A 13,246-nucleotide genomic window follows, 5' to 3' on the forward strand; every position below is an offset into this window, starting at 1 on the left:
CCGGCGCGCCAGGGCACCTGCACCGCGGGTTGATGCGCTAGACCGTGGCCGGGCTTTTGGCCCAACCCTTGGTCACGGAGTACTGCAAGGTCGAGGGCTGCAGCGTGGCGTCGAAGGTCACGGGCTCGTGGGCGGGTCCCACGTCCAGCATGGCCGTGATCGCGAAATACAGCACCGACGTCGCCCGGCTGTCGACCTGCAGCATGACCCGCACGTGCGTCAGCCGGGGCTCGTGGCGCGCAATCGCCTGTTCGAGCGAACGGCAGATGAACTCGCGGTCGTAGTGGCTGGCCAGGCTGAGCCCAGAAAAGTCCGACAGCCCGTACGTCAGCACGGAACGCCGGCAGTTCGGATAGCGCCGCAGGTCCTCCTCGGTGAACACCATGCGGGTGTTCAGCAGCGCCTCGATGTCGCGCGCCACCGTCTCTTTCATCTCCTCGATCGACAAGCGCCGCAAGGCATAGGGCGACTGGCCCTCTGCTTCGAACAGCTTGTCGAAGAGACTCGGTTCGAATCCTTTCATCGGGGCCTCAAAAGAAGGACGGCGACCCTCTCGGGCCGCGGTCTTCGTGCCTGCCCGGCGGAGATCAGACCGAGTAGGTCTTGTCGTTCTTGGTCAGGCTCCAGGCGCCCTGGGCGTTGCCGCCCTGATTGCCGCCCACCTTCTGCTGCGTGTACTTCCACTGCACGGCGGCGTACTTCAGCGAGAACGTTTCGTGCGGCAGGCCTTCGGCCACGACTTCCGGCGCCACGCGAGCAATGATCACGTACTTGAGCTTGATCTCCAGGTACTTGACGCGGTTGCCCTCGCCGTCGGCGCGCAGGAAGTCGATGGTCACTTCGTCAAAGGTGGTGCCGCCCGACGCGTGCTGATACAGCAGCGGGCTGACAACGTCCAGATCCTTGGTGAAGACCATTTCGCCGTGTTCGGTGCGCTCGGCGGTATGGCCGCCCGAGGTCGATGCGGTGGCCGAACGCGGCTGGATGATCTCGTGGCGCCACGAACTGACTTCGATCCAGTCCGGATGGTCCTTGTCCTGCGACTCGCCCTTGAGCGCCGGATTGCCGAACTTGACGTAGATGTCCTTCATTGTTGATAGCCTCTTCAGATGATGGATGAGTTGTCAGTGCAATGACGCTCAGGATTTCTGGGCCTGCGCCGGCAATTCGGCGACCAGGCGCAACGAGATCGAGAGTTCGTCAAGCTGGAAATGCGGCCGCAGGAACGCCACGGCACGGAAGACGCCAGGGCGGCCTGGCACCTCGGCCACTTGCACCGATGCTTCGCGCAGCGGGAACTGCGCCTTTTGTTCCTGCGTCGCGTTGTCGTCCAGCAGCACGTACTGCGATACCCAGCGATTCAGGAAACTCTCTACGGACTGCGCCGATGCGAAGCTGCCGATCTTGTCGCGCATCATCGCCTTCAGGTAGTGCGCCACGCGCGATACCGAGAAGATGTATTGCAGCTGCGCCGACAACACCGCGTTGGCGTTGGCGCTGTCCGTGTTGTACTTCTTGGCCTTCTGCACCGATTGGGCGCCAAAGAAGGCGGCGTAATCCGAATTCTTGCAATGCACCAGCGGGATCAGGCCCTGATCGCTCAGTTCCTTTTCGCGCCGGTCAGTGATGGCGATCTCGGTCGGGCACTTGAGTGCGATTTCGCCGTCGTCCGTCTTGAACGTATGCGTGGGCAGATTCTCGACCAGGCCGCCGCCTTCGACGCCGCGGATCGCCGCGCACCAGCCGAAGTCCGCAAATGCCGCCGTCAAGCGAGCGCCGAAGGCCCACGCGGCGTTGCACCAGAGGTACTTGGAATGGTCGGTGCCGTCCACGTCCTCGACGAAGTTGAAGCCTTCGACCGTGGTGCCTTCCACCGGGTCGTACGGCAGGCGGCCCAGAAAGCGCGGCATGGTCAGGCCGACGTAGCGCGAATCTTCCGAATCGCGGAAGCTGCGCCATTTGGTGTATTCGACGGTATCGAACACCTTGGCCAGATCGCGCGGGCGACCCAGATCGGCAAAGCTGTCCAACCCCAGCAGCTCCGGCGACGCCGACGCGATGAACGGCGCGTGCGACGCGGCCGCCACGTGCGACATCTGCTCGATGAAATACATGTCCTCGGGCTGGCGCGTGATCTCGAAATTGCCCAGCAGCGCCCCGAACGGCGCACCGCCGAACGTGCCGAATTCCTCTTCGTACACCTTCTTGAACATCAGGCTCTGATCGAAGTCGATCGCGGTCTGGAAATCACGCACCAGGTCGCGCTTGGTGGTGTTCAGCACCTTGATCTTCAGCATCGGGCTGGTGTCGGTCTCCTGGCACAGGTAGTGCAGGCCGCGCCAGGTGCTCTCCAGCTTCTGGAACTCGGGCGCGTGCATCACTTCGCTGAGCTGGGCCGAGATCAGGCGGTCGAGCTCGGCGACGCGCGCGTCCAGCATGGCCGACAGATTGTCGGACACGACGACGGTGCCCTTCATCACCTCACGCACCAGCTCGCCGATGATGTCCTTGGCGCGGTCGTGCTCGGCGGTGGATTTGGCGACGCGGCTTTGCTCGACGATCTGGTCCAGCAGCCCGCTTTGCGCTTCGGTGGCGGTGGCGGCGGTGTTTTGTGCGGCGGCGGAATTACTCATTGCGGCCTCCCTTGTCGGTCTCGCTGGTGAGCTGTTGCAGCTTTTCGGTGCTGGTCAGCACTTCGCCCAGCAGGTCTTCCAGCTTGTCGTTGCCGGCAAGCTTGTTGCGCAGATCGGCCAGCTTGGTGCGGATGTCGAGCAGCTCGCGCAGCGGATCCACCTGCTGCACGACGGCTTCCGGACGGAAGTCCTCGATGGAGCGGAATTTCATGTCGACGCCGAACGTGCCGCCTTCATCAGTCAGGCGGTTCTTCACGCGGTACGCCGCGCGGGGCTCCAGCCCCCGCATCACGTCGTCGAAGTTGTCGACGTCGATGTTGACGAACTTGCGGTCCTTCAGACGGGGCAGCTCGGCCTCGGACTGCGCAGAGAAGTCGCCCACCACGCCGACCACGAAGGGAAGCTCCTTCTGTTCGATGGCGTCGCCCTTCTCCACGTCATACGTGAGCTGAACGCGCGGCGGACGGACTTTCTGCAATCGTTTCTGAACGCTTTCTTTCTTGGCCATGGACGGCTCCGTGCAAAGGATCTTGTCTGTCGGTCGAGGAGACGCCAGGGCGGCGCCCCAAGGCGAATCATTTGGTCAGCAGGTCGCCGAACGGATTCGGCGCGCGATTGGGCTGCTGGGCAGGCGGGCTGGCGGGTTGTTGCGAAGACGGGGACGCGGCGGGGGATGCGGCGGGCGATCCTGCGGCGGGCGCCCCTGCAGTGGGCAGCGCCGCTGCCGGTTTGACTGCGGGTGCCGGATCCACCTTGCGCGGTTGGCGCGGCCGGGGCGGCGGGCGGCGTCCCTCGGGAAACAGGACGTCCTGGCCCAGCGTTTCACGCATTGCCTCGGCAAGTGCAACGGCGTCCGGGCGGGCATTGCCGGCCAGCAGCGCGTCGGCGCGCACATCGGCCAGGGACTGCATGGCCACGCGCAGGCCACCGACGGCGCGCACCGTCTTGGCCACGAAGTCATCCGGATCGCGGCTCAACGTTTCGTCGGCGGCCACGATCGCCTGCCCGTACTTCTGCTGGTCGAAGCGGATCTTTGCAATGTAGGACCAGGGTTCGCCCTTGGACGGATTGCGCTGCGCGATCTCTTCAAATTGCGCGACAGCCTGGTCAGCGTCTTTCTGCGCCAACGTCTTTTCGGCGTCGGCCAGGGACTGCTTGTACTCGGCTTCGGACTGCGGCTTGACCGACACACAGCCGGTCATCAATGCAACGACACCTGCGATGACAACGAGGCGGAAGAAGGGCATTTTTTAAGGACCTAGCAAGGTTGTAACCAGGGGCCGTATTTCATCAACCTTTTGTTAGTGCAGCGCTACAGCACGTTTCTTCATGTTACTTGCGTCGAATTTGCACGTATCGTGCCGTGATCTGTATTGCTTCACACACTTCCGGTATAAAGAGCCATGTCCAAACATATCCGTTTATCACGTTTGTTCACGGGGTTGTCGTGTGCGCTCGCGAGCACCGTCCTTACTGGATGTGCAGCCGTTTCGGCCATCGGCGCGGTGGCCGGTTTGACGGGCAATGCGATGGAGATGGCGGGCCTGAAAAAGCCCGAAAACGCGCCTGTGGAAGTAAACCTGGCGATTCACGCCGGAGAAAATTTGAATGCCGGCGCCGGCCAGGCAATGGCGGTCGTTACAAAAATATACTACCTGAAGAATCCTGAGCCATTCCAGCGTGCGCCGCTCACGCAATTGATAGACACTGCCGGGGAAAAGGCAGCGCTGGGGGAATCAATGCTGGGTTCGCGCGAGCTCACGCTCACGCCGGGACAGCGTTACGAAACCGTCGAAAAAGTCCCCAAGCAAGCCGATTACATCGCTGTCGCCGGGCTGTTCTATGCACCCGCGCCCTTGCGTTGGAAGTACGTATTCAAAGTCGAGAATGTTGAAGACGACGGCATCGTACTGGGCGCGCATGCCTGCGCGCTGACGGTGGCCAAGGGCCGCCCCACGTTGCCTGCGGGGGTGCCCGGCTACGACCCGTCACGCCTGTCCGGCGTGCAGTGTCCGGGCTGAAGCATCAAAGCCGCCCGCCGCACATCCTTCAATTCTTAAAGCAATAAGAGAAACCAGGAAAGACGAAACAGGGAGCGCGTATTTTGAGTTACTCCGCCAAAGTCCTTTGGGGCGAAGGTCTGTTCCTCCGGCCGCAGCATTTCCAGCGGCAGGATGCGTATCACGAAGATCGGCTGGCCGAAATGGCCCGCGTGTTGCACCCCTATGCATGGGGTCTTCGCTCTGCGCGTTTCGATGCCTCGGCGCTCGCCAACGGCATGCTGCGCGCCACCGAAATGAGCGCCGTGTTTCCGGACGGCGAACTCTACAGCGCGCCGCACGGCGATGAACTTCCACCGCCTGTCGCGTTGACCGCGCTGGATGGCGTGACCGAAGCCGTGTTCTATCTGGCGATCCATCCCTTGAAGGCAATCGGCGGCAACTACCGCGACGCCCAGACGTCGGGCAGCTTCGATTCCCGCTACACGCACAGCAATACCCCCGCCCCCGATCTCTACACCGGCGCGGCCTCCGCCGAGCTCGCATTCCTGCGCAAGGACGTGCGCCTGATCTCCGAATTCGAACCGCGCGACGAACTGCTGGCGATTCCCGTGGCGCGTGTGCGGCGCACGGCCAACGCCAGCTATGAACTGGATACGACCTTCATTGCGCCCAGCCTGTCGCTTACTGCCTCGGGCGCCCTGCACGAGCTGCTCCGGCGGCTGCTCGACGCCTTGCAGGCCAAGGTCAACGCGCTCTACGGTTTTCATCGCGAACCCAGCAAGAACATCATCGAGTTCCGCTCCGGCGACGTCGCCTCGTTCTGGCTGCTGCACACCGCAAACGAGGCCTACGCCACGCTGTCGCACCTGTTCCATCACCCGCAACTGCATCCCGAGCGCCTGTTTCAGGAACTGGCGCGGCTGGCGGGCGCGTTGATGACCTTTTCCAAGGTGCACACGCTGGCGGATCTTCCCGTGTATCGCCACGATGCGCCCGGACCGGCGTTCGCCCGCATGGACGAGATCCTGCGCGACCTGCTCGAAACCGTGATCTCGACCCGGTACTTCTCGATCGTGCTCGAAGAGTTGCGCCCCTCGTTCCACATGGGCCGCCTCGATTCCGAAAAGCTGGACGAGACCACCTCGCTGTATCTGGCGGTGCAGGCCGCGATGCCCGCCGCTGAACTGGCCGAGAGCGTGCCCATGCGCTTCAAGGTGGGCGCGCCGGAAGACGTGGACAAGCTGGTGCTGTCCGCCATGCCGGGCGTGCCGCTGTCCTATACGCCGCAGGTGCCGCCCGCCGTGCCCGTCAAGCCGGGCGCTGTCTATTTCGCGTTGCAGACGCGCGGTTCGCTGTATGACCGCATGCTGCAGGCGCGAAGCATTGCCATCTATGCCCCCGCCGGGATTCCCGAACTGAAGCTGGATCTGATCGCAGTGACTCGCTGACAGGAACGACACCGCCATGACTGCTGACGCCCCCTCCCTGATGCCTGGCGCAACGCTGCCGCCGCACGCGGCGGCCTTTCACGCTAGCCGTCCCGCCAGGTCGTTGCTGGATCTGATGTACGACGGCTTCCTGATGCTGTTTTTGCTCAAGAGCGGCCAGGAGCCCGCCGACGCGGCCGCCTTCTCCGCCCACGTGCAGCAGTTCCTGGCGGACTACGAGCGCGCCGCCAAGAAAATGGATATTCCCGCCGAGGACGTGTACGCGACCAAGTACGCGTTCTGTGCCGCCGTGGACGAGACCGTGCTCAATTCCGGTTTCGCGATCCGCGACGCCTGGATGCTTCAGCCGCTGCAGCTTGCGCTCTTTGGCGAGCAACTGGCGGGCGAGAACTTCTTCGCCCGGCTGGAGGATCTGCGCGCGCAGGGCGCGCCGCGCCTGCAATCGCTGGAGATCTATTACATGTGCCTGCTGCTGGGCTTCCAGGGCAAGTACCTGATCGAAGGCCAGGAAAAGCTGGGGTATCTGACGGCGCGCCTGGGCGACGAGATCGCCCTGTTGCGCGGCAAGCGCACCGGCTTCGCGCCGCACTGGCCGCTGCCCGACAAGGTGGCGCACACGCTCAAGCGCGACGTGCCGCTCTGGTCGATCATGGCGTTGTTCGCATTGCTGGGCCTGCTCGCCTTCCTGGGCATGGGCCACTTCCTGAACACCGAAATGCAGACCGCGATGGCACCCTATCACGACATCGTCAAGCTGGGTCCGCGTGCCGCGCACCTGACGATTTCGCTGCCCTAGCGGCGGCACGCAAGACCCGGGCGGGCCACGCATGAGAGGGCCCGTTCCTTCCGGCGCACCCGCGCGCCTCTGGCTCCGCCAAACGAATACCGCCCAGCCCTATGAACGCCTCGCCTTCCAATGCCCCGGCCTATTCCACGCTGAACATCGCCACCCTGTCGCAACAAGCCCGCTTGCTGCGCCTGACCACCGCGCTTGATGCGGAACTGGTCATCGAGCACATGAGCCTGTCCGAGGGCGTCTCGCGGCTGTTCTCGATGACGCTGGATTGCCTGGCGGCCAGCGCGGAATTGGACGTGGCGGCCTTGCTGGGCAAGGAGATCACCGTCAGCCTGCTGCAGGCCGACGGCTCGATGCGGCACTGGCACGCGGTGGTAGAAGGCGCGGACGCGCTGGGCGCCGATGGCGGCCTGGCCCGTTACCGCCTGCACGCCGCGCCGTGGATGGCGGCGCTGGCGCTGCGCCGCGACAGCTTCATCTATCAGGACCTGTCGGTGCAGGACATCGTCAGCGAGGTGTTTTCGGATTATCCCCAGGCCGCGTTCGCCTTCGAACTCACCGACGCGCTGCCGCCTCGTGCGATCTGCACCCAATACCGCGAATCGGACCTGGCGTTCGTGGAGCGCATTCTGGCGCAGGCCGGCCTGTGCTACAGGTTCGAGCACCAGCAGGACGATGGCGAAAGCGCCGGCGGCGGCGCACGCCACCGCGTGGTGATCTTCGATGCGGATGCGGCGCGTCCGGAAGACCCGGCGTCACCCCTGCGCTTTCACCGCAGCGACGCCACGGAGACCAGCGACACCATCACGCGCTTTTCCGCCGTTCAATCCGTGCGTCCGGGCAGCGTGGCGCGCGCGGCGTGGAACGAGCGCTCGTTGACCGCGCATGCCGCGCAGTTGCAGTCGCAGGTGGTCGTCGAGGCGCTGCCCGTGCTGGAAGACTATGACTACGCGGGCCACGGCCAGTACGCCGACGACGATGCCGCCGAACAGAGCGCGGCGCGTGCGATGCGCGCGCACGAGTCGCGGCTGGTGCGCTTCGAGGGCGCCGGCACGGCCCGCTCGCTTGCCCCGGGCCGGGTGTTCGCGCTGAGCCAGCATGACCGTTATGCGCAGGGCGGCGGCAAAGAGGCCATTGATGAGCTTGCCGGCAACCGGTACGTGCTGCTCGACGTCACGCACGAAGCGACCAACAACCTGGGCGGACAAGCCGCACAGGTCCTGAACACGCCGGACATGGAGCGCGGCACCTATCGCAACCGCTTCCGCGCGCAGCCGGAGGCGGCAGCGCTCATGCCGGCCTGGCGCCCCCGCCCCACGGCGCCCGAGAGCCTGGCCGCCGTGGTGGTCAGCGCCACCGACGCGCCCATCACGTCCGACCGCGACCTGCGCGTGAAGGTGCAGTTTCCGTGGCAACGCGGCGAGAAGCCGTTGACGGGCGGCCTGCCGCATCGCTCCCATGGCGACGCCAGCGGCAACGCGCCCGGCGACGACCGGTCCGGCACCTGGCTGCGCGTGGCCAGCGCGCAGGCCGGGCCAAACTGGGGCGCTCATCATCTACCGCGTGGCGGCACCGAAGTCATCGTCGAGTTCATCGACGGCGATATCGATCAGCCCGTTGTGGCGGGCCAGCTATACAACGACGCGGATCTGCCGCCCTGGTCCGCGGGAGAGAACGGCGACGCCAACCACGCGGGCGTGCTCAGCGGGTGGCATAGCCAGGGACTGGACGGCGCCGGCCGCAACCAGTGGGTCTTCGACGACACCAAGGGCAAGCTGCGCACGCGCCTGGCAAGTTCCACCGCCGCCACGCAACTGGGCCTGGGCTATCTGGTGGAACAGGGTCTGGACGACGCCAGCCGCGGCCAATGGCGCGGCACGGGCTTCGAACTGCGCACGGACGCCTGGGCCGTGCTGCGCTCGGGCCAGGGCCTGCTGGTGTCGGCCACGGCACGCGAGCAGGGCAAGTCGACACAGGCCGATATCAACGAAGCGCTGCTGTTGCTGCGCGGCGCGCAGGACGCCTCGCGCCGGCTCAACGACAGTGCGGGCCAGCACCAGGCGCGGCCCCTGGCGGCCGCCGAGGGCTATGACGATCTCATCAAGGCCCTGGATCCCGAGCAGGACGGCCGCTACGCCCGCCAGGTCAATGGCCAGGCGGCAGGCAAGGCGATCAACGGCCAACGCATGGCCGAGGCCGACATCGAACGCATCGACGGGCCGCACCTGCTGGTCGACGCGCCGAACTCGCTGAACCTTGCCACACCGGCCAGCGCCGTGCTGCATGCGGGCGAACACCTGCATGCCACCGCGCAGTCCGATGCCCATGTCGCGGCCACGCAGACGTATGCAGCCGTCTCGGCCAAGTCCGCCAGCGTGTTCGCGCAGCAGGGCCCGCTGCGCGCCATCTCGGCGCAGGCGCCCGTCTCCCTGCACGCCCACACCGACATCCTGGAAGCGCTGGCCGGGCAGGACATCACCGTGACCTCGTCGGCCGAAGGGATCGAGATCCTTGGCAACCAGCGCGTCACGTTGCAGGCCGCCGGCGGCAGCGTCACGCTCGATGGCGCGGACATCGTGTTCAAGGGGCCCGGCCTGTTCTCGGTCAAAGGCGCCACGCACAACTTCGTCGGCCCCGGCAGCGATGCCGCCAGCCTGCCGGCCCTGCCCAGCACGACGGTGGATGATCCGCTCATCATCAGCGCGGAACTGGTGCACAAGGACGGCGTGTTCGCCACCGCCGCCAAGAAGGCCGGTACGAGCCTGATGGCGGGCTTTGGCGGCGCGGCGGGTGCTGCGGGCGCGGGCGGTGGCCTGGGCGGATTGGGCGACATGGTGCCGAGCGGCTTGAGCGACCTGGGCAAGACCGCTGCAGGTGCAGCCGGCAAACTGTCGCAACTGGCCGGCCAGGCCAATGCGCTGGCCGGCATGGCAAAGAATCCGATGAGCGCGCTGTCAGCCGCCCCCGGGCTGCTGGGCAACGCCAGCCCTGCCGTCGGCGGCCTGCTGACTACGGCGAAGAACACCATGGGTATGGTGTCGCAGGCGCAGGCCATGGTTGCCAACCCCATGTTGGCGCTGCCGGCAGCCAAGGGATTGCTGGGTAGCGTGGCGCCCGGCGCGGGCGGCCTGATCGACGGCGCCGCTTCTGCTGCGGGCGCGGTTTCCAAGGCGGCTGAACTCGTCAAGAACCCCATGTCCGCGCTGCCGGCCGCCACCGACATGCTGGCCTCCGTCGCACCCGAAGGCGCGTCGAAGATGATCAGCAGCGCCGCCGGATTGGCGGGGATCGGGAGCGGCGCTGGCGGAGCGGGTGCTGGCGTGGCGGGGGGATTGGGTGCTGGTGCTGGTGCTGGTGCTGGTGCTGGTGCTGGTGCTGGTGCGGCTGTTGGCACGGCGGGTGAAGCGGCTGCCCCAGCCGGTGTTGCCGATAGTGCGCAAACAAGCGCAAGCTCGACACCCGCGGCAAGCGCTGCTGGTGGCCCTGGCGCCACGTCTGGCGGGCCTGCCGCTGCAGGCGGCGCAACAACCGCGCAGGCGTCGCAACCCGCTGCGGCATCGCCCGCCGCCAACAGCTCGGCCACGACGGCGGATGCCGCTGCGTCGCCTGCATCGGCGCCGACCTCCACACAGAATTCCGCCGAGGCGTCGGCGCCTGCCTCGGCATCGGCATCGGGTTCCGCTCCGGCAACGCCATCCGCATCCGCACAGACAACGGCATCGGCGTCGTCAGCGACTTCGCCATCAGCGCCTGAATCGGCAGCATCTGCGCCGAATGTCACGTCGGCAGCCGCTGACGCGCCCTCCGCAGCGTCGACAGCGTCCGCCAACGCAACGCCGACGCAATCCGCGACGACACCAGCCACCGCCTCGAGTTCCGGCGCGGCGGCAGGCAGCGCAACCGCAGCGGTGAGCGCTTCCGCCGTCTCTGCCACGGGCGCGGCGGCAGGCGTAGCCGCCAACACCCTGCCGGCCGGGGCCGGCGGGGGGCTGGCCGCCAGCACCGCCGGAGCCGGCACGGTCGCAGGTCTGACCGCTGGCGGGGCGGGCGTGAATCCGTCCGCGGCGGCCATGAACGCCGGCGCGCAATTCGCGAGTCCCGCGCTTGATGTCCAAGGCGCGGGCTCGGCGGCAGAGCTGCCGCTCGCAGCGGTGGACCCGTCGGTTGGCGCAAGCGTCGCGCACAGCATGACCAGCGCAAACCTGGCGACGGGCACCGTCGAGGGAACGTCTGGCGCATTCGCGGACATGGGTCTCGCAAACCATGCCGCCGACGCAGGCAGTGCCGCACCATCTCTAGCGGGATCGTCCGGAGCATTTGCAGACAAGGCGCTCGCGAACCCGGCAACCGATGCAAGCATCGCGACGCAAACCATCGCGCGTTCGCCAGCAGCGATCGCCGGCGCGGGTCTCGCGAGCGACGCCGCGGGTGCGAGCGCAACAGCAAGGCCCATTCTGGATGCAATGGGCGCAGCGGCTGGCGCGACGATGGCCGCAGGCGTTGCCGCCGGCACGGTTGGCGGCAAGGTCCAAGCCTCGCGCGAGCCCCAGCCGAGCGCAAGTGGCGCGCGTGCAGCCACGGACGCCCCGGGTTCGGAAACGGCTGCTCCGTTTGCCGCCACGGCCGCAGCGAATTCGGCGAGTCCGGCGGACTCCGCTTACGCCGCAGACATCAAGCGCTCCGTCCGGCCAGAGGACGCCGTCTCTCGCTTCGACGCCCAGCCGTCCCTGCTCGCGGGCTTTGCCAACGTCGCGTCTTCGGGCGCCCGCCAAACCAGCGCACCGATCGCGTCTGCTGGCATGCTGGCGACATTGGCCCACGCGATGTCGGCACAAGCGTCGTCGCAAGCCGACAGCGAAGGCGTCAGCCGTCGTGCCGATGAAGCCCACACCGCCGATGAACCGCGCAGCGCCGCGACCAGCTCCGCTGCCTCCATTGAGAACCCCGACCAATACGGAACGCCGACACACGGCGAGGCAACGCCCGCCGCGCACGATCGGCATTCCGAATCGAAAACAGCCGCGCTGTCCGCGCTGGCCCTGCTTGGCGCAGGCCGTTCGGGACAGTCCAACGCGACCGCCGCGCCGTCCGCGCGCGCACAGGCAGCGGACGGCTCAGCCACGCTCCCGCACGCTTCCCACGACGCCAAGACCGGCAACGCGCAATCCGGTTCTCACCGCGACAACACGGCGAGCACCACGGCGCTGCCGAATGCGGCCCTGCTCGCCTCATTGGCCGCGGGCGCGGGCAGCCTGCTTGGCACAACGGCGTCGGCAGCCGGCCATGCCGGCCCGCTGACCTCCGCATCCACGGTGGAAGGCGGCCTGCCCGGCGCTTCGGATCTTCCCTCCATGGCTTCGCCTTCCGGCAGCGCCGCGTCCGGAATATCCGCTGGCGACGCCATGACCGAAGACTTTTCGGCGGCCGTGTCCGCGCCGGCACAAGGCGGCGCCGCTGCCGCGATGTCCTCGACAGGCGCATTCGCGCAGCATGCGCCCTCGGCCTCCGCGCCTGACGCCGTCATGAGCGAAGCGACGATGCTGCCGGCAACCGATGTTTCGTCCGCCGCCGCGACGTCCCTGCCGCAAGCCTCGATGCAAACGCCGGGCTTCGTGCCGGAGGCCGGCACGGCAGGATTGCCGCAAGGCGCCGGGTTACCGCAAGGAGCGGGCTTGCCGCAAGGCGCCGGGCTGCCGCAAGGAGCGGGACTGCCGCAAGGAGCGGGGCTGCCGCAAAGCGCCGGGCTGCCCGATGTGCAGCCGTCGGCCGGGGCAGGCATCGCGGGGACGAGCGCCGCCGTCGGCGCGGCCTCCGGCGGCAACGCGACGGCAGGCACGGCGCCGGCCGTTGGTTCCGTCGCCGGGGCCACGGCAGCGCCGGGCGCTGAAGTGTCACCGACCGTCGGGTCTTCCTCCGCAAGCGTGACGGGAGCGCCAGGCGCAGACGGCACGATGACAGGAGCAGGTGCGGGCGCTGATGCAGCCGTTGGCGCGCCCCCAGGCCCCAGCACCCACGCAAATATCGATGCGGGCAACACAGGATCGGGCACGGATGCTGGTCCGGGCGCGAACACGGGCGCCACAGCATCCACGCCTGCCGCGACGAATGCTGACGCCGGAGCAACGGCGGACGTTGGCATGGGAGCGGGCGCGGATGCTGGCGTTGGAACAAACCCTCAAGCGGGCGGCGCAGCAGGTGCTGACGTTGGCGCTGGCGCTGGCGCTGGCACGTCTACAGGAGCCACCGCGGGTGCAGGGGCAGGAGCAGCCGCAGGCGCCGGGGCAACCGCAACCGCAGGCACAAGCACCGGCACCACCATCGGAACCGGCGCAGCCGCCACCCCCACCTCCCCCCCGGGCGCCACGC

At 67.1% G+C, this 13,246-nt stretch carries 9 protein-coding genes; 4 read left to right on the forward strand and 5 right to left on the reverse strand.

All coding sequences use genetic code 11. The annotated features are described in order from the left end of the window. Window positions 1-37 precede the first annotated feature (37 nt). The 5 genes from tssE to MHZ91_RS21890 all read right to left on the reverse strand — a co-directional run bounded on the left by tssE (window position 38) and on the right by MHZ91_RS21890 (window position 3,880). Entirely contained in the window at window positions 38-523 is a 486-nt protein-coding gene (gene tssE / locus MHZ91_RS21870) for a type VI secretion system baseplate subunit TssE (RefSeq protein ID WP_105237423.1), read from the reverse strand. Window positions 524-587: 64 nt separating this feature from the next. Continuing rightward, complete coding sequence (locus MHZ91_RS21875; RefSeq protein WP_105237422.1) at window positions 588-1,091, reverse strand: Hcp family type VI secretion system effector; 504 nt, start codon at window positions 1,089-1,091, stop codon at window positions 588-590. Between the two features lie 48 nt (window positions 1,092-1,139). Continuing rightward, complete coding sequence (gene tssC / locus MHZ91_RS21880; RefSeq protein WP_175123331.1) at window positions 1,140-2,633, reverse strand: type VI secretion system contractile sheath large subunit; 1,494 nt, start codon at window positions 2,631-2,633, stop codon at window positions 1,140-1,142. Further along, complete coding sequence (tssB, locus tag MHZ91_RS21885; RefSeq protein ID WP_008168611.1) at window positions 2,626-3,141, reverse strand: type VI secretion system contractile sheath small subunit; 516 nt, start codon at window positions 3,139-3,141, stop codon at window positions 2,626-2,628. The genes tssC and tssB overlap by 8 nt, the downstream gene beginning before the upstream one ends. A gap of 67 nt (window positions 3,142-3,208) precedes the next feature. Further along, window positions 3,209-3,880 carry a tetratricopeptide repeat protein gene (locus MHZ91_RS21890; RefSeq protein ID WP_239215680.1) on the reverse strand — a complete coding sequence of 224 codons (672 nt, stop codon included), beginning with the start codon at window positions 3,878-3,880 and terminating at the stop codon, window positions 3,209-3,211. A gap of 156 nt (window positions 3,881-4,036) precedes the next feature. On the opposite strand from MHZ91_RS21890, the gene tssJ reads away from it, so the two are divergent. The 4 genes from tssJ to tssI all read left to right on the forward strand — a co-directional run. Continuing rightward, window positions 4,037-4,654, forward strand: coding sequence for a type VI secretion system lipoprotein TssJ (tssJ, locus tag MHZ91_RS21895; protein ID WP_239215681.1), 618 nt, complete (start codon window positions 4,037-4,039; stop codon window positions 4,652-4,654). Between the two features lie 83 nt (window positions 4,655-4,737). Continuing rightward, window positions 4,738-6,084 (forward strand): type VI secretion system baseplate subunit TssK, encoded by a 1,347-nt coding sequence (gene tssK, locus MHZ91_RS21900; protein WP_175123333.1) that lies wholly within the window; start codon window positions 4,738-4,740, stop codon window positions 6,082-6,084. A 16-nt stretch (window positions 6,085-6,100) separates the two neighbouring features. Beyond that, a complete protein-coding gene (locus MHZ91_RS21905) occupies window positions 6,101-6,880 on the forward strand; it encodes a DotU family type IV/VI secretion system protein (protein ID WP_175123334.1) in 780 nt (259 codons plus the stop codon). A gap of 101 nt (window positions 6,881-6,981) precedes the next feature. Then, window positions 6,982-13,246: type VI secretion system tip protein TssI/VgrG (tssI, locus tag MHZ91_RS21910; RefSeq protein ID WP_239215682.1), on the forward strand; the 6,265-nt coding region annotated here is incomplete at its 3' end.

Origin of the sequence: Achromobacter sp. ACRQX, from assembly GCF_022346505.1 — a bacterium.
Lineage (GTDB): Bacteria > Pseudomonadota > Gammaproteobacteria > Burkholderiales > Burkholderiaceae_B > Achromobacter > Achromobacter animicus.